Genomic DNA, 17,149 nt, shown 5'->3' with positions numbered 1-17,149 from the left:
TTCAATTGGTCAATGCAACAACCATGTGAAAACATGTGCTTGCGGAGGATCGTTGGATGAGACGTACATTTACAGCACAAGAGAAAGCGTTGTTTTTTGACCTGTGGAAGAGTGGGGCAGGCTTTAGTGAGATAGCTAAAATTCTGGACTCAAAACCCGGAATAATTTTCACAATGCTGAGAGATACGGGGGGCATAAAACCCGGTGATCGCAAGCGGGCAGAGGCTCATCTGACGCTGTCTGATCGCGAGGAAATACGAGCCGGCCTGTCAGCCAAAATGAGCATTCGTGCGATCGCGGTAGCACTGAATCGTGCCCCTTCTACGATCTCACGGGAAGTTCAGCGTAATCGGGGCAGGCGTTATTACAAAGCTGTTGATGCTAATAACCGAGCCAACCGGATGGCTAAAAGACCCAAACCGTGCTTGCTGGATCAGAATGTGCAGCTGCGGGAGCTTGTTCTGGAAAAGCTGGAGCTGAAGTGGTCTCCAGAGCAAATATCAGGATGGTTAAGGCGAACGAAGCCGCGTCAGAAAACGATGCGAATCTCAGCTGAGACAATTTATAAGACGCTGTATTTTCGTTGTCGTGAAGCCCTTCATCATCTGAATGTTCAGCATCTGCGCCGTTCACACAGCCTTCGGCATGGAAGACGCCATACCCGTAAAGGGGAAAGAGGCACGATCAATATCGTAAATGGAACACCCATCCATGAACGTTCCCGACATATTGATAACAGACGCTCTCTGGGGCATTGGTAGGGGGATTTAGTCTCTGGAACAAAGAACTCTCATATCGCGACTCTTGTAGATCGAAAATCGCGCTATACGCTCATCCTTAGGTTGAAAGGAAAAGACGCTGTTTCGGTGAACGAGGCGCTTACAGAAAAATTCCTGAGCTTGCCAGCTGAACTACGGCAATCGCTGACCTGGGACAGAGGGATGGAGCTTGCCAGGCATCTGGAATTTAGCAGCAGCACGGGAGTGAAAGTTTACTTCTGCGACCCCCAAAGTCCCTGGCAACGAGGCACAAACGAAAACACGAATGGACTGATCCGTCAATACTTCCCCAAAAAGACATGTCTTGCCCAATACACCCAGCTGGAGCTGGATCAGGTTGCAGCCCAACTAAACAGCAGACCGAGAAAGACACTGAAGTTCAAAACACCGAAAGAGATAATTGGAAAGCATGTTGCGTTGACAGGTTGAATCTACAGCGGCTTTTTTAATATATCCCGTTCGTCGGTGACCCGCTTCAACTCCTTCTGAAGACGGCGGATCTCGGCCTGAGTATCTGACTGTTCATGATTAGTGGAAGAATCCGGACCGTACTTCTTTATCCAGGCGTAAAGACTGTGAGTGGTGATATCGAGACGTGTTGCAACACTGGAAACAGAATGACCGCGATCAACAACCTGTTTGACCGCTTCAATTTTGAACTCTTCGGGATAACGTTTACCGCTCATGGGTACCTCTCTTTTAAGTCATCTTAATGACTCTGAGGTGTCTGTTAAACCCATGGCGATTCATCTATCTATTTTGGGTAAATATTTTAAAAAGCTGGGGTGCGGCTTTAATTAGATCAGATAAGACTGTTCAGATAAATACTTATCTGAAAGGGTTAATCGACAGGAATGAGTATTTTAACGTATTATTTTTATCCTGATAGGAGCTTTCTGTATAGTGAGTAAGTTAAAAAAGCAAACAGCATGTTGAATAAATGTAATGTTAGTCCATGAAGAAAAAATCTTTTGTCGCCTGAAATTAACATCATCGGTCATTGATATTCCCAAATAGCTTTGTGTAAAAAAATCAAACATACCTATCTATCCAGCGTTCTGACTGAACATTCAATTGCCTTGATCATTAGCTCGGATCGCTCAATTTTTTTGTTAGCTAGTACTGTTCGCAAGGCATCAGCAATTACCATTTGCTTTGACTCAATACCTGCATCATGAAGCGTAAACACCATATCACCCACAACACGACACATCTCATTATAAAGTTCATTAGCTTTCATTGTATGTGCCTGTATATTAATAAGTGGAAATGACAATAATGGTGAGTGAATTTCGTATAAAACTTCCCCGTCTCAATGACCGATAGAATGAACTCTGATTAACTGGATCATTCCCAAGTCGATCATTGAAACTATAACGATATCACTGAGTTTCTTTCCTGAACCGGTTCTTATAGAACATAGCGGTTCTCTTGCGCGTTTTAATTCTGTTCCTGGCGTGGGTAATTATAGTTTCCCATCTCGGGTCAACTCTGCTGTTGTTATAGAGATTCAGGTCTTCAAGCAATTGTGACCACTTTTGAACTTGGTAAGCCTTATCGGGACCCATTATATCACGCATGGACTGGATGAGTTGGTCAACCTCCCTTTTTGTATCAGAGCAAGGCTTACCCGCCTGATGCTCAGCCGCTAATTTTCGTATTCCTATTGCAAAAAAATGTGTGCTAACATCATTCACGTATAACTCCTTTGATAGAATATTTTCTCATGGATGCTGGTGAGATACTTAAAACATTTTAAAATTCACTGTCATCTCAGTATGGTTACAATCAAAGTAATCTTTAATTATATCGCCACATGGACTTTATCGCCAATTATTTGCCGTTAAATTGATTCAAAATGGAAGATGCCTAATGGCATTAACCTAATTTTGAAAAGGAATGAAAATACGCGTTTCCTTACCATATGTTTTCGCTTTGTAAATAATTGTTTTTTAAGTGCAGATGGTCTGGTTGATAAATTTAGAAAAATTCCGCAATCCTGAATCGTTTTACGGCCGCGCTGAAAATTGCCGGGGGAAGACATGAAAATAAATTTTTTATCTATTTAATCTTTCAGTAATTATATTTTTACGCCTGTCAATGGTTACTAGTCATGCTTCTTTCATTGATATGACTCAAGTTCATTTGGCTAATTCTCTAATTAGTTAACCTTTGAAAGATTTAATGAATGAAAGAGGGGCTGAGAGGTGATTTGATCATTAAAAATTTATCATGGCTTGCGGAAGCGTTAAACCGGGCCAATGTCATGTTTTAACGCCTCATTAACACGAGATCAACATTAATAAGCGCTGTAATTAACAAGCAAACATTAATGCCATTTTACATTTAGGGAAAGCATAAATAATAACCATTATAAATAATCACATGGTACCATTTGCGGCTGAATTACATCAGGACTTTATAATGAACTTCAAAATCTCTAACAAACTGGTATACGAAGCTGAAACACCTAAAGGATTGCTATGCAGGTCAATTATAATTTATGTCTTTATCATGACCGGCAGTGTTTTGGCTCTTTCCCTAATCTTTGGAAATGCCGATCGCTTAAATTTTTATTTTTTCATCAATTCCTGCACCGTATCTATTCTGACATGGATCATCAGAAAATCTTTTAATATCAAGTCAGAGGAAAAGCATCTGGCTGTTTTCAGGATCGGCTTGTTTTTTTTACTTAACTCATCTCTTGTATCAATGGCCGGTGGCCTAGCGTTACTAGAGAGGGATGTGGCTTCACTAGTGGCTGCAGTCCTTTATATACCAGCCATTCTCATGATTATTTATTCATTTAACAGATTTATTAAGTATGTTAATCATAACTATCAATCTGTAGTGAGTCTTTCTATGACAGATGAATTAACTGGTCTTCCTAACAGACGACACCTAAATTCAAAGCTAAGGGAGATGGAAGGGAGAGTAGGGACCATATGTATTGCGGATATTGACCATTTCAAAAAAATTAACGACACTTATGGTCATGAAATGGGGGATAAAGTTTTAAGAAATACGGGGGCGATATTAAGTCGGTTAGCCAATGAAGGCGTTTTTATTTCACGATCTGGCGGCGAAGAATTTGCCATTATTATATTCGATAGTCTGAATGCTGGGGAGACTGTAAGAAAAATAAAAACGTCAGTTTCTGAGGTATGTAACAGCAAGATAAAGGTCACGCTCAGTGTCGGCGTGGCCACAAAACAAGCTGCAGAATCAGCTGATTCTGCTGTTACGGCTGCCGATGAAGCCCTCTATCGTGCCAAAAGAGCAGGCAGGAACCGAATCGTTCATGCTTCAAAATACAGTAAACTCTGATTGTTGTGCAGTCAGTTGCATGAAGCGTGCAGAGATCGTGATTTCTCATTTTTTAATATCATTCTGTTTGATATCGTCCTTCTGCCTGCACGGGTGACGATGCCCCCGGTTTATAAACTCTTAGTAAACCCAGCATAATCATTGCTAGTAGCGGGGCGTACGATATCCAGGCGCCGTGGTTTTTTGGGGTGCGTATCTGACAGGTTTGTGTAACGTTTTACCCCTATTAACTATGCATTTTGAGGGGAAATCGCTAGTAAAATTTATAATTTTCATAATTAAATGCTGAATACGTTTGGGGATGATAAGGTACAATTTCGTTAAGATATGGCTCGTTAAAATATATTTTTATCAGGAAATCTCGTTTTACCAAGAGCGATCAATGATTTGCTTTCGCTTCGGATTCTACACTACGACGATGCTCAAGGTGATAAAGCCTGCAGTTTGAAAAATTTCCGCCATGGGTGCTCTTCACAGGATACATGCCAATTTTGGATCATAAACGGAGTAATTGCGCTTGATGTAAGTATATGATTTTATTAAAAATGTTTACATGCTAACATAGAGATACCCTCATGTATTGAGTGGTGGCAGTAACCCCTCCTGTTTTTAATGATATTTCTTGCGATATAAATAAATTACCCAAAATCTTGGAAAAAAATGCCCGCAAGCCTTAACGGGCTAATCGTTGATTTGTATCGCGGTGAGACGATACCGCTCTTTGATAATCTTTTTTCTTTCTTTAATCCACTTAAATCGCTTATAGCTGAATAATTGTTGGTCACAATTGAGTTAAGTAAGAATATCTGCGTTATATGCCCTCGTTCAGTCTTGCGCAATCATCCTGAGTAGAACATATATTGTGCCCTCCTCTCACCTTCAGCATTGGCTGGCGCTGATAACATCAGATGTCACCTCTAACCGGGCCCTTATAGCCATGCTTCAGAAAAAATTTCGCCGGCGCACGCTACTTATTTCGCTTTTCGTGGGGGGCGTCATGCTTACCTCCGTCCTGCTGCTGGGGGCGCTGCTTCTCTTTCAGAAGTGCAACATTGAAGACAGCCTGATGGAAAGCAACATTGCCTATGCCCGGAAATTAGCAGACACCATGGGCCGCTATCTCGCTATCTCGCTATCTCGCTATCTCGCTACGGCGCAGCGCGAGCTGGCCTGGAGCACAACCAGGATCAAGGGACTTACCGACCTGACACTGCTGCGGGATGAGACCGATCGACTCCGTCTTCAGTCTGGTTTTTTAATTCAGTCGTGGTGGTAAACCGGGACGCCGTCATCGCCGTCACCTCACCAGAAAGCTTGAACTTGGTTGGCCTGAAGCTATACTCCGACTCGAGTCGGCGGGCTATTGCTACGCAGAAACCCTTTATTTCAGCGCCGTTTACCTCCGCCTCGGGTAACTACGTGGTGTTTTTGCCCCACCCCCTTTTTGCAGCGGATGGTAATTACCTGGGTTACTTAGGCGGCACCATCTACCTTAAAAAGCAGAGCATCCTGGGCGACATCCTTAGCCAGCATTTTTATACCAGAGGGGCGGTGGTGAGCATCGTCAGCAATGACGGCATGATTATCTTCAGCCATGATCCGGCCCGCGTAGGTGGACGTATGCCCCTCAGTCCTGAGCTACAAAAGCAGCTTGCCGCAACTCAAAGCGGGCGTTTCAGCACAGAAAGCGGCGGCCAGCATTTCCTCATAGGGTATGCGAACCTCCAACGGAACGACTGGAACATCTTCATCACCGGCACATCTGAGACTGTCCGGCACATCCTGATGCAGACGGTAGAAAATGCGCTCTGGTTTTTGCTCGGAATTATTGGCATTACGGCCGCCGTAATGGCACAGCTGGCACGACACCTCGTTTTTCCGTTAGAAAGGCTGGCTGACATGGTGCGCAATGGAAGCAGCGAAGCACAACCTGTTCTGCTTACATCAGAGAAGGCCTGGTATTTTGAAGCAGACCGTCTGAAAGAGGCTGTCCAGGAACACCTCAACGCCATGGCGGGGCGCATGGCGACGCTCAGCGATGAGGCCATGACCGATCCATTGACTGGGCTCTGTAACCGCCGCGGTTTTAACGTGCTTGCCGATCAGCAGAGTGACGACTTGGCTCAATGCGTGATAGCCATTGATATTGATCACTTCAAGAAAATTAACACTGGTACGGACACGAAGTCGGGGACGCGGTGCTGGTAAGCCTCGCCGCCCTGCTGCGTCAGATAAGCCGAACAGACGACGTGGTTAGCCGGTTTGGCGACGAGGAGTTTATTCTGTTGTTGCCTCAGTCAGGGTTGACGGATGCGGCGCGGACGGCCGAACGTATCCGACAGGTTGTCAGCTCAACGATGTTCCCTTTCGTGGGTACAATGACAGTTTCAGCGGGCATTGCAGCCCTCAACGAATGCGGGGGAAGCCGCGATGCATTACTGCGCCGTGCTGATGAGGCGCTCTATGTGGCGAAGGGGGCTGGGCGCAACGTAGTGATAATAGCGAGTTCTGCCGGCTTCAGCCGTTACGACGGGCTCTGATTAGTTAGTGATTGAAAGGGCGCAAAAATAAGCCTCTGCTAACCAGGGTGGTCAGAAATCCAGGGCGTTGCTTCGCCGGCAGGGGAGTTAAAGATGTCGCAGCGCTCTGCTCATGTACTTTTAAGGGTTTTAATGCCCTCTTTCTGTTCCCGACATACCCCTTGCCGGGTTTTTTCATGGTCGGGCGAAGCGTCATTTTTCTGAAGCTCCGGCCGATTTGTTTTCCTGCGCCCATAAAGCATTTCAGCACAGCCCCCGCATCTTCCATGCAAGCCACTCGTCAAGCTCTGCTTCCGGGAGAGCCCTGGAGTAGAAAAAGCCCTGAGCCTGGTCGCAGCCGTACTCGGTAAGTGCCGTAACCGTTTCTGCATTTTCCACACCTTCTGCGAGCACGGTATAGTCAAGATCTTTAAGCATCGCGATAATGCTGCGCGCAATGATGCGTGAGGCGGTATCAGACGATATTTCGCTGATAAGAGAACGGTCAAGCTTGATTACGTCAAGCGGCATGCGTCGCAGGTAGCTGATATTGCTGTAGCCGGTGCCGAAATCATCCAGCGAAATGCCGAACCCCCGTAGCTTGAGCATTTCCAGCCCCCGCATCGCCGCAGTGCTCTCAAGAATACGCTCAGTCTCAAGACACTCAATGCCCAGTAGCGAGGTCGGAAGCTTAGCCCTGATCATCTTAGTCTCAAGCGCGTCGGCAAACCCCTCCCGGGCAAAGTCGCGACTACTGATATTGATGGTTACCGGGAGCTGGGTGCAGCTGTTACGCAGCCGGGTCAGCCGTTTAATAACGCGCGCCGTAACCCACGTCGTCAGCTCGCTGAGAAGCTCAGTCTGTTCGGCCAGTGGCACAAAGTGTGCCGGAGACAACTCTCCACGTTGCGGGTGCCGCCAGCGGAGTAATGCTTCCAGGCCCACGGGTATCCCGCTGTGCAGGCAGATTTTGGGCTGGTAAGCCAGCCAGAGCCCGCAATCTTCGCGCAGGGCGCAGGCCAGCTCGTGCATCAGGGTAAAATCCTGTGTATGCCGAGCGTCAGCGTCCTGACTGAAACGCATTGAGGGCAGCCCTCGCCCGATAGCCTCATGAAGGGCGCTTACCGCACGACGTAGCGCCTCCTGAGGAGGAATTTCACCGCAGGTAAAGGTGACTTCACCCGTGTGCGTTGCAAGGGCGACGGCGATACCTTCGCCAAGATCGGCGCTGATGCCCTCCAGTCTTCCCGCCACCCATCCCGCAGTAAGGTGACTATGGTCACGCGTCAGAATCGCAAAGCGGCCTGTTGCGACGGTATACAGCATTTCCCCCGGTCCAGGCCGCAGGCGCAGCGGCAGCAATGTGGCGACATCTTTCAGCAGGCTTTCAACCGGCCCCATTCCCATAGAACGGGCGAGTTCGTAAGCACGCGGCATATCGATGCAGTCAATCAGTACCAGACGGCGGGACGTATTTTCTCCCGAGGCAGCCAGGAACTGCAGGTCCCGGATAAGCCGCTGACGGTTGGGCAGACCGGTGACAGGATCGGCAAAGCCGGCTGAGTGCCAGGCTTCAAGAAACGACATCACCAGCGCGGCCAGCAGCTTCAGCGTGGTGACCTGTTCGGCACTGAACGGGTGGGGTTCGGTATCGGTAACGCACAGCGTGCCCAGCACGATACCTTCACGGTTTTTCAGCGGCGCACCGGCGTAAAAGCGAATATAAGGCGAGCCCGTGATGAGGGGATGGGTAACGAAGCGGGCGTCCAACCACGTATCCGGAACAACCACCGCGCTGTCGCTATCCACCGCGTGGCGGCAGAGCGAGTCTTCCCGCGAAGACTGACGGAGCGCAAAATTGTGTGCTGCCTGGACGAACTGGTGCTCATCGTCCAGCACGGAGATAAAGCTTCCCGGGATGCCTAGCGCCTGACTGGCCAGCCGGACAAATTTTCGCAGCACGTCGTCCCGGCTTTCATCGGGGTTTCGCAGGGCTTGGAGCGCCTGTGCACGACGATCATTGTCGCCGTTGAGATTCATCAACATGGGTTCCTCCGCCTCGGCCTGGTTCCGGAGCGAAATTAAAAAGAAAAAATGTACAGTAGCGGACCGTAAGAATGCGCAATGTCTGCGAAAGGAAAAAATAATTGAAAATTTATTATACGGTTTATAATAAGCGCATAGAGATTTAATGTCATTTTTATTTTCTTTAACGAATTCCTTACACATTTACGATTCTTTAATTTTATCGTCTGCGCGTTTTATTTTTTTAAATAATCTGCCAAGCTAATTCTATTAAAACATTGCGCATAATTTAATAACGCATGCAATTAAACAGCAATTATTAACTAAAATAATTAATACTTATTAAGTAATTACCATACCAGGGAAATCACATGCACTTACTCTGACACTTTACCATCCGCCGCGTCGTGCAGTGGACGATGGTCGTCTCACTGCCAGTAGTGGCGCTCATGGGCGGCTACGGCACACTGACCCTGCGCGACATATACTGGCACGCGGACCGCGCAGAAGCGCTGACACAGCAACTGACTTTTCTCACGCGTAGCGGCAACGTGATGCATAGCGGGACGTAGCACGAAAAAAGGGCATTGATGGCCGCCAGCGCGCTGCTGGTCTTCTGTGACGCTATCTTATGACTATTCTCGTACGCCTGCAGACTAAAAACCACGCCCACGTTAAAAGCCTCTGGGAAGGAGAACTCATACGAGAGCCTGAAGACCTCGACAGCAATTGCTTGGATCAGCTGTTGCCGTTTGTGAAAGAGATGCGGTGCTACCGGCAAGATGCATTCAGATTATTCGCGACAACGCCGTCATTCTTTACCGCGAGGCCGGCAACATTGAGGCCGGTAATGCGGATTTGTCGGATCGCGCCTCGGCACAGGCTGCTGCGCTTGAGCAGACTGCGGCCAGCATGGAAGAAATCATGGTCACAATCAGCCACTATGCCGAAAATGCCTGCGAGGCCGGGGAGCTGGCTGGCCGCACTGCCGGCACCACGCACCTGGGGGCTGAGCTGATGCGCTCGGTTGTGACGGCCATGGGCAGCATTACCGAAAGGCTCAGAAAAAATCCGGCAGTTTACCAATACCATTAACAGTATCGCTTTTCAGATTAATATTCTGGCGCTGAACGCCGCCGTTGAGGCCGCCCGCGCCAGCGAGCAGCGCCGTGGCTTTGCAGTAGTGGCTGTGGAGGTCCGTTTGCTGGCGCAGCGCTAATGCCTCGAAAGAAATTGAGGGACTCATCGCGCGGTTACGATCGGTCGGGTCAGCGAAGGTCGCCATGCGGCGGACAGCGCTGGCATAACTATGTAAGAGGTGCTGCACGGAGTCGGTGAGGTAAACGAGCTTATTCGGAACAGCAAAGTAAAGGCATCGCGCAGGTAACGCTTGCCATTGCTGAGCTTGACCGCGTCACGCTGCAGAGTGCGGGGCTGGTTCAGCAGCTTTCGGCCATATTCAGTAGCCTCAGCAGACAGACTGATGCGCTGGGCGGCGTTATTAGCCGCTTCACGTTACCGGATAAGGTTACCCCAATGGCAGCCTGGGTTGTACCACTGGCGGAGCTGTTAACCGGTAACTGGATTGTCTTTAGTCGTCAGTAGCGGGACGCACGTGGGGGCGGGTTTTTCTCCAGCCACGCCCGCACCTGATCTGCATCCGGGCCAGCCTCACGCACGGCCCTTGTTAAACGCTCCTGCGTGGTGTGCAGCTCCAGAGCCCAGAAAGTGATTTGCCACTGCTCGCGAATGTCTACTTGGGTGAGATCGCCGGGCACACGTCGCTGAATATAGTCACGATGTTTCATTGGGGAATCCTTTTATTCTTCGAAGGGTAAGGCGATGCATGTATTTCGCCCTGTAAATCCTCCCCATTTCCCTACGAACGACCGGCCGAAAAAACCGGAATAATCTCTCTGTGTCAGTAATGCCTCAAAAGGAGATAAATCCTGGCTGCCATATGATTCACATCCTTGCTCATTGCGAACGAGAATCTGGGATAGGTAAGAGGATTAATTTGGTTTTAATTCCGGGGGAGATATTCTGTACTGAGTTTGAGCATCTTGACTGCGCCAGCTAACAATTAAGATAATGTGAAGTTTTAAACCGGTGCACATACCACACCGGTTCCACCCGCCATAGTAACTTAAGCAGGGGGTATCTCTGGGAAGTAAGCCATTACTGCGGCCCGTAGCTGTAGAGTTCAACGTTCGTGAACTCCGACTCGCGGCCGGCCTGTCGCAGGAAAGCGCCGCCGAACGTTTCGATCTCAGCCTGCGGGTCTGGCAGACGAAGGAAGCCGCAAAAAATCCGGCGACGCTAAGCCAAGGCGAATATGAACTCCTGCTGCTGCTCGCCGGTCAGCATCCGCATTTTACTCTCGTGCCGCAGAAGAAAAAATAATACGTTCTACTTACTCCCAACCTTAAGTTCAGTTGAAATATGCCGATACAGGGGGTGGGGTAGGAGAAGAAAATATTATTCCGCTATGTGGGCCAGCTTTACTGAAAAGATCCTGCGGGAACACAACTGTGAGCACGGCCAGGTAGCGTCGCCCGGTTCGTTACCCGGCTGTACACACACTACAGTCTGCCTGCACGGGATATCCTGAACGTGTACTGCGGGGGCGCTTTACGGCCCCCTTAAAACCCCACCCAGGAACGCTCCGGAAAACCACTTTCAGGATCGGTTCATTGGGCTGGAGGACTATTTATTATCCTGTATCTGCCTACGGGGAGATAAAGAACTTCAGGGCTCCCATCGTGCGCGGGCCCACGGACGGGCCTTTCTTCCGGCAGCGAAGCGGCAAGGTTTATGCGGCTCCGTCTGATTGAACGTGTCCCCTTTATGCTGTGTCATGCCGGCCACAGACCACTAAACACAAGGGGCCAGACTGTGAAACGCCTGACCGATATCCACGAGGCGGCCCGCCTCGACGCGCTGGCACAGTACCAGCAGACGGGCGCGCTGCCGGCAGACGCACTTGACCGCCTCACCACGCTCGCCGCGCGCCTTTTTCGAGTGCCAGTAGCCTTTGTCTCGCTGATTGACGATCAGCGCCAGTTCTTCACATCCCGCTACGGGCTTAACATCTCTGGCACTGCTCGGGAGGTGGCCTTCTGCGACCACACGCTGGCGCAAGGCGACATTCTCTGCGTGCCGGACACCCTTGCCGATTCGCGCTTTCGTGATAATCCTCTGGTACATGGTTATCCGCATATCCGCTTTTATGCGGGGATCCCGCTCTCCACCCCGGACGGACACCATATCGGTACAGTTTGCCTGACCGACACTCAGCCGCGAACACCGCTGACGGATGCAGACAGACAGCACCTAGCCGATATCGCCGCGCTGGTGATGGACCGCATGGAAGTGCACCGGCTCGAAGTGCTGCGACACGCCAGTCAGCAGCGGCTGCAGGCGATATCCGCCACCTCTCCGGACGCCATCATCTGCACAGACCTGCGTCGCGGCATCACCTTCTGGAACCCAGCCGCTGCCGCCCTGTTTGGCTATGATGAGAAGGAGATGTCAGGGCAGTACGTGGCTGCGCTCATTCCAGAGCGGTGCCAGATTGACTACCGCAACGAACTTGATCGGCTGAGCGCCGACGAGGCCGCCATATCCCGGCCGCGCACCATGCAAATATGGGGGCTCAGGCGTGACGGTCAGGAGTTTCCTGCCGAAGTGTCCTTTTCTGGCTGGCGGGAAGACGGCGAGCGGCTGGTCGGCATGATCATCCGCGATGTAACCGCCCGTCATGAAAGCGAGGCCCGGCTATGCGAGCTGGCCTCTCTTGATATGCTGACCCGACTTGCCAGCCGCAATGCATTCATGCATCAGCTCGGGCAACTGACTGAGGCCGGCGTGCCGTACACGCTTCTGATGACCGATCTCGACGGTTTCAAGGAGGTTAACGACACCCTCGGCCACGCCGCTGGCGATGCGCTACTGTGTCATGTCGCGGAGCAGATACGCGCGGTATGCACTAGCGCGGTTACCGCTGCGCGACTCGGCGGGGACGAGTTTATTATACTGTTGCCGGGCGAAAGCACGGAGGCAGCCCTCATAGCTGAGCGACTGATTGCCGCGATACAAACACCGTTCCGCTATCATGATTCCCCGGTTGTCATAGGCGCCAGTACGGGGATTGCCTGCTATCCAGAACACGGGAATGACCCGTCAGCGGTAATGTCCGCGGCCGATCTGGCTCTCTATAGGGCCAAGGCATCAGGGAAAGGCTGCTGTGTGCTGTTCCTGCAGGCGTTTCGCGAAGCGGAGCAGCAGCGCCGACGCTTTGAGCGCGAACTGGAGGCCGCAGTGCGTCAGCAGCAATTTGTCCTTTACTATCAGCCGCGCTACGACGTGCAGAGCGGTGGCCTCATTGCTTGTGAAGCGCTGTTGCGCTGGCAGCACCCGACTCGCGGGTTGCTGCTACCGGCAGAATTTATCAGCATGCTGGTGAAAAGCCCCCTGTCCGTAACACTTGGTGAATGGATTATCCGCTGCGCGCTGGCACAGGTCCGCCAGTGGCAGCTATGCAGCCCCCTGCTTCGGGTCAGTATTAATCTCTTTCCGCGCCAGCTCACGGGGACAGGGCTGGAAAACGTGCTGCGGGAATCTGCCGGCGGCGACGCATGTTTTGTAGATCTGGAGGTTGATGAACCTCAATTGACGGTTCTGATCCAAGACGCGCCGGCGCGATTTGAAGCCGTAAAAAAAACGGGCGCTTCATTCGTAATCGACCATTACGGTAAAAGCCTTGGAGCGATTAACCTTCTGCTGCACGGTTTCGTAAGTGGCTTTAAAATCGACAAGTCGCTGACGCACGAAATAGAAAAGAGTATGCGCGTGCGTATGTTGTTTAGGGCCATTGCTGCTCTTGGTAAAAGCCTGGGGATCAGCGTGGCGGCGGAAGGAGTCGAGGATGCGGAGCAGCAGGCGTTTGTAACCATTACCCAGTGCGACATCATGCAGGGAAATGGACTATGCCAGCCGCTTACCGCAGGAGAATTTGAGATCCTGCTGGTGGCAGAGGATGGCAGACGAACACACATGATTCCATGAAGAACCGAAAACAGTGCGTGTCAGCACTCATCTTAGTCTAAAAAGCAATCGGTTTTCGACCATTACCAGAAGTAGAAAGGCAGGGGGCCTGACTATATAACCTCTTCTCTCATCTCAAGGTTAATCCGAAATTTCAGTTTAACTTTTGCTGGGTCAAACAGTCCGAATGATAAGTACCGGAGGTGCAGGTGGCTCGTGTGCTGACGAGCCCGGTCATAACTGCAGTCTGAGCATGCACAGTACGCTTTACAGTGGTTTGATTCTACCGCCGTGACCTGCACCTGAGCATGCGCGGCTTCTCTGGCTCAAAGGATGCGGCAGCACCTTGGGTACGGACTGCAGATCGCCGATACCGCCGGGGTAATTGCAAAGCAGGAAGATTATGGCGCAAACCCTCAAGGAGCGGGTGACGGAGGAGGTTGTATGGAAGCTGAATGTCTACCTGGATAGCACCACTTGCAAAATCATGTACCCAAAAATACCTCCGCCAATCCGCAATATTAATGGGAGGTAAAGAGTTTCGCGCGTACATGGCGCGGTGGAGAATAAGGTCTTAATTTTCAGCAGTCCCCCTCAGCGAAGACTCACATCTGCTTGTAAGTAAAAAAAAATCGACGCCACAGAGCTGCAGACATCGCAAGAGAAGGAGAACAACTCACTTTAAAAGGGTTGGTTATCAGCGGTAGCTCACTGTGAATCATTACGATGATATGCCCAGCCTTCAGGGAATACTTATCACTGCTGCACTATTGCCAGAAATCCGCCTGTTAGTTCTCCGGCTACACATGCGCTGACAGGGCGTAGCACATTACACGCGCATTGTATGAAGCAATCCAGCTAACTGTATCTGTCCGATCCGTCGCAGACACCGGTCTGTGAGTATGACCTCGAATGTGAGTTCAGCTGAAAGCGTTCGCCTTTTACTGCGGTACGTTCGGCGGTAATCTGCCGCATAGTGGAGGAAGGTCTGCCCGCGTGGGGCACAAGCTTTTAGGTTCGTATGTCCTAACCGGTACCTATGGACATCGCGCGCAAGGTCACTGAGAAAGTTGCGCGGATCTCTGTGGCTCCTGCCCATTCAAGGGAATTTCACGGGAAGCCTGACTGAAGGAAATATGATGATGAAAAACTGCGCAACGCCTTATCGTGAATCCTTAATTCGCCTGATTGCACTGCGGCTGCGCTATCGGCGCGCCTACAGTAATCCATCTGCGGACGTAACCGATCTTGCTGCGCTGCTGTCGGAGGTGGAGGCTGCCGAACGTGATGTGGAACGCTATGAACAGAAATACGCGCACGGCTGAAGTTTGCAAAGTCGATGCCGACATGCTGCTAAGATTTTCCTTACAGCTTCTGATTACTTAAAATAGCTGACCTGGAGGCGTTAGAACTTCAAAAAATTTTCCCTGATCACCTTATCTGGCGGGAGCCTCTTTTTGACACCCCTCCTAGATGCGCCTGACTAGATTTGAGCGCGCGGCTTTTTCATGTTCACGTAACCATAATTCAGCGCTGAGCCTGCCTGACGCAAGAGAGCATTCAAAATGTGGTTTATTCAAAACTTACAGACCCATGTCGGTTTAGCAGAAAACACCGATGAAACGGGTTGTGGACATCATGTCCATGCCGATGTTGCTGACAATATTTACTGGCAAAGCCTTGACGCCCTCTCTTCCACTTACCCCGATGGGGTGCGAATCAACCGGTTATCAGCACCCATGATGAGGCACATAGGAGCATACGTTTTGGGAATTATAGCTTCGTCTCACCCGATTCACCCGAAGTTGTTGGTCACGAGAAGCGTGAAAGCATCGCGGAGTGGACATCAGCGTGTTCGTTAATGAGGTCTAAGTTGTTTACCTTAACGAGCATGCCGTGGTGAGAATCCGGATCCATAGGGGATTCTCTTGTAAAAGGGGAGGGTAAGGTCAACATTCTCTGCATAGGGCGCATCGGGGCAGCATTGTGTGAAGAACTAAACATTTTTTCTTACTGCGCAGCTTTGTTCAGGCTAACCGGGTATATATTAAGAATGGACCGAATTTAAAATGGTTTGCCCTGAGTCTGATTGAAGCCGCTCTCCTGAAGCTCGATGATGAAGAAAATGTTGAAAGGGAGAAGAGCGATGAAACTGGCCCCGAAGCATTTTCGGCTGCTGTCGATTTTAAAGGATAGAGGCTCTGTACCTGCATGGGTCAAGCCTGTGGTGCGAGAGGAGCTTGTTACATCTGGCTTCATTGAACACTTTCATGGCGATGACTGGTTAAGAGAAAAAGATCGTTACCGCCTGACATATCAGGGCCAGGCTTTGATTGATGAATATGATGAAAAAGTACGACAAGACAAATTGCGAGCAACATGTCAAACCATGAAACATGGGCAACGAAAGAAGAAATATGGTGATACTTGACCTTGACCGTCGGCCAACTAAGACTTACAGGATTCTAAAAAGCATAATTTTAAGAAACTCCGCATTGCCCCGCCGCGCTAAACTGCGCGGCTTTTTTTGCTTGCAGTTATCAAGTTACTGATGGGTACTGTAATTGGTGACTATCAGTGAATTGAACCAAAAAAATTAGATATTAATCAAAGCGCCTCAAATCCAATGTAATGTTTTCATGAATGAAAAATGGCCATGATTTATCTGTTACCACAGCTTCAAATGGTAAATGTATTTAATCAATTACATGTTGGTAATGAAATTGTTAATTAATGAAATTCGTAAAATTAGGCAATGATTTTATAATTGATGCCAGTCCATGGCGAAAAAAATCCTAAGGCACCTTACTCAGACTTTTTGGGAGGACGGCGGCTTTTTTTTCCTCCTTTCCGGCCCGCTTCAACGGCTCTTTCAGGGTCATTTTTGAAATTACCACCACTGGCTTTGCCTCCGGCGCTTCCAGCTTCTTTAGCACGTTCCGGATTATTGGCAAAATTCCCTGCGCCACCTCTGTAGCTCTGTTTGTTCATAGGAAGACCTCTTATCAATGTTCCATTAGATTCAAGGACTAGCTAGTCACAATTTTAATTGTAGTAGACCGCTACGGTTATGCCACTGAGATAAAATCTCTGTAAGTGGGAAGGAGTTCCGCTTTTAGCCTGTGGTAGAAGAGGAGTCATGCGAAGGATAGATATATATTCTAATGCTACGAAATAAAATCCTGCAGTATTTTTTTACTATCCACATTAATCAAGGAATATAAAATTCAGCATCTACAATGACTTATACATACACGATTGCAGACTGGTTATAATGCTTAAGTGTTAATGAATAGGGAAATAATTCATAACATGAACAGCGAAAAAAACAGGAAGTCTTATTTTTACTTGGCCGTGACAGGAGCCCCATTCTTATCCGAATTATATAAATGAGTAGTAACAAATCTGCATTTAACAGGCGTAAACTATTTCTTCTGACATGGTTGTCTGGTT

The 17,149-nt window shown here is 49.4% G+C and carries 12 protein-coding genes and 3 pseudogenes; 9 read left to right on the top strand and 6 right to left on the bottom strand.

The annotated features are described in order from the left end of the window. Positions 1-56 precede the first annotated feature (56 nt). Positions 57-1,208, top strand: a pseudogene (locus ACIP6T_RS24030) (IS30 family transposase). 11 nt (positions 1,209-1,219) lie between these two features. Here the strand turns inward: ACIP6T_RS24030 and ACIP6T_RS24025 are convergent. Further along, positions 1,220-1,465, bottom strand: a pseudogene (locus tag ACIP6T_RS24025) (transposase); the annotation flags it as partial. A gap of 356 nt (positions 1,466-1,821) precedes the next feature. Continuing rightward, positions 1,822-2,019 carry a fumarate hydratase FumD gene (gene fumD / locus ACIP6T_RS24020; RefSeq protein ID WP_097098392.1) on the bottom strand — a complete coding sequence of 66 codons (198 nt, stop codon included), beginning with the start codon at positions 2,017-2,019 and terminating at the stop codon, positions 1,822-1,824. Between the two features lie 1,184 nt (positions 2,020-3,203). Between fumD and ACIP6T_RS24015 the strand changes: the two genes are divergently transcribed. Both ACIP6T_RS24015 and ACIP6T_RS24010 read left to right on the top strand, forming a co-directional pair. After that, complete coding sequence (locus tag ACIP6T_RS24015; RefSeq protein ID WP_400459639.1) at positions 3,204-4,106, top strand: GGDEF domain-containing protein; 903 nt, start codon at positions 3,204-3,206, stop codon at positions 4,104-4,106. A 937-nt stretch (positions 4,107-5,043) separates the two neighbouring features. Continuing rightward, positions 5,044-6,646: pseudogene (locus ACIP6T_RS24010) on the top strand (diguanylate cyclase). Positions 6,647-6,650: 4 nt separating this feature from the next. On the opposite strand, the gene ACIP6T_RS24005 reads toward ACIP6T_RS24010, so the two are convergent. Together ACIP6T_RS24005 and ACIP6T_RS24000 are read right to left on the bottom strand one after the other, a co-directional pair. Continuing rightward, positions 6,651-6,914 (bottom strand): hypothetical protein, encoded by a 264-nt coding sequence (locus ACIP6T_RS24005; RefSeq protein ID WP_097098389.1) that lies wholly within the window; start codon positions 6,912-6,914, stop codon positions 6,651-6,653. Further along, positions 6,890-8,671, bottom strand: a complete 1,782-nt coding sequence (locus ACIP6T_RS24000; RefSeq protein ID WP_097098388.1) for a sensor domain-containing phosphodiesterase — start codon at positions 8,669-8,671, stop codon at positions 6,890-6,892. The genes ACIP6T_RS24005 and ACIP6T_RS24000 overlap by 25 nt, the downstream gene beginning before the upstream one ends. A 747-nt stretch (positions 8,672-9,418) precedes the next feature. Between ACIP6T_RS24000 and ACIP6T_RS23995 the strand changes: the two genes are divergently transcribed. Beyond that, positions 9,419-9,745, top strand: coding sequence for a hypothetical protein (locus ACIP6T_RS23995; protein ID WP_400459636.1), 327 nt, complete (start codon positions 9,419-9,421; stop codon positions 9,743-9,745). Next, positions 9,720-9,869: a methyl-accepting chemotaxis protein gene (locus ACIP6T_RS23990; protein ID WP_400459729.1), complete on the top strand. Its 150-nt coding sequence runs from the start codon at positions 9,720-9,722 to the stop codon at positions 9,867-9,869. The genes ACIP6T_RS23995 and ACIP6T_RS23990 overlap by 26 nt, the downstream gene beginning before the upstream one ends. A gap of 379 nt (positions 9,870-10,248) precedes the next feature. Here ACIP6T_RS23990 and ACIP6T_RS23985 read toward each other — a convergent pair whose 3' ends face one another. Beyond that, positions 10,249-10,458 carry a DUF3606 domain-containing protein gene (locus ACIP6T_RS23985; protein ID WP_400459633.1) on the bottom strand — a complete coding sequence of 70 codons (210 nt, stop codon included), beginning with the start codon at positions 10,456-10,458 and terminating at the stop codon, positions 10,249-10,251. Between the two features lie 355 nt (positions 10,459-10,813). Between ACIP6T_RS23985 and ACIP6T_RS23980 the strand changes: the two genes are divergently transcribed. The 4 genes from ACIP6T_RS23980 (at position 10,814) to ACIP6T_RS23965 (ending at position 16,127) form a co-directional block, all read left to right on the top strand. After that, positions 10,814-11,053, top strand: a complete 240-nt coding sequence (locus ACIP6T_RS23980) for a transcriptional regulator (protein ID WP_097098507.1) — start codon at positions 10,814-10,816, stop codon at positions 11,051-11,053. A 444-nt stretch (positions 11,054-11,497) separates the two neighbouring features. After that, positions 11,498-13,717 (top strand): putative bifunctional diguanylate cyclase/phosphodiesterase, encoded by a 2,220-nt coding sequence (locus ACIP6T_RS23975; RefSeq protein ID WP_400459726.1) that lies wholly within the window; start codon positions 11,498-11,500, stop codon positions 13,715-13,717. A 1,118-nt stretch (positions 13,718-14,835) separates the two neighbouring features. Beyond that, entirely contained in the window at positions 14,836-15,021 is a 186-nt protein-coding gene (locus ACIP6T_RS23970; RefSeq protein WP_400459630.1) for a hypothetical protein, read from the top strand. An 821-nt stretch (positions 15,022-15,842) separates the two neighbouring features. After that, the gene (locus tag ACIP6T_RS23965) at positions 15,843-16,127 is read left to right on the top strand and encodes a hypothetical protein (RefSeq protein ID WP_400459627.1); all 285 of its coding nucleotides are present in this window, start codon (positions 15,843-15,845) and stop codon (positions 16,125-16,127) included. Between the two features lie 374 nt (positions 16,128-16,501). Here the strand turns inward: ACIP6T_RS23965 and ACIP6T_RS23960 are convergent, their stop codons facing one another. Then, positions 16,502-16,687 (bottom strand): general stress protein, encoded by a 186-nt coding sequence (locus tag ACIP6T_RS23960; protein ID WP_097098384.1) that lies wholly within the window; start codon positions 16,685-16,687, stop codon positions 16,502-16,504. Between the last annotated feature and the right edge of the window lie 462 nt (positions 16,688-17,149).

The sequence above is a fragment of the Pantoea sp. NPDC088449 genome, assembly GCF_044753225.1.
GTDB classification, from domain to species: Bacteria; Pseudomonadota; Gammaproteobacteria; order Enterobacterales; family Enterobacteriaceae; genus Pantoea; species Pantoea floridensis.
The sequence above is the reverse complement of the archived record's forward strand: the minus strand, read 5'-3'. Positions and strand labels throughout refer to the sequence as shown.

What these genes read in the sequence shown, in the direction of transcription:
- ACIP6T_RS24005 (WP_097098389.1), bottom strand. Translation starts at nt 6,914, where the DNA reads ATGGAAGATGCGGGGGCTGTGCTGAAATGCTTTATGGGCGCAGGAAAA.
- ACIP6T_RS23975 (WP_400459726.1), top strand. Translation starts at nt 11,498, where the DNA reads ATGCTGTGTCATGCCGGCCACAGACCACTAAACACAAGGGGCCAGACT.
- ACIP6T_RS24000 (WP_097098388.1), bottom strand. Translation starts at nt 8,671, where the DNA reads ATGTTGATGAATCTCAACGGCGACAATGATCGTCGTGCACAGGCGCTC.
- ACIP6T_RS23970 (WP_400459630.1), top strand. Translation starts at nt 14,836, where the DNA reads ATGATGAAAAACTGCGCAACGCCTTATCGTGAATCCTTAATTCGCCTG.
- ACIP6T_RS23985 (WP_400459633.1), bottom strand. Translation starts at nt 10,458, where the DNA reads ATGAAACATCGTGACTATATTCAGCGACGTGTGCCCGGCGATCTCACC.
- ACIP6T_RS23960 (WP_097098384.1), bottom strand. Translation starts at nt 16,687, where the DNA reads ATGAACAAACAGAGCTACAGAGGTGGCGCAGGGAATTTTGCCAATAAT.
- ACIP6T_RS23965 (WP_400459627.1), top strand. Translation starts at nt 15,843, where the DNA reads ATGAAACTGGCCCCGAAGCATTTTCGGCTGCTGTCGATTTTAAAGGAT.
- fumD (WP_097098392.1), bottom strand. Translation starts at nt 2,019, where the DNA reads ATGAAAGCTAATGAACTTTATAATGAGATGTGTCGTGTTGTGGGTGAT.
- ACIP6T_RS24015 (WP_400459639.1), top strand. Translation starts at nt 3,204, where the DNA reads ATGAACTTCAAAATCTCTAACAAACTGGTATACGAAGCTGAAACACCT.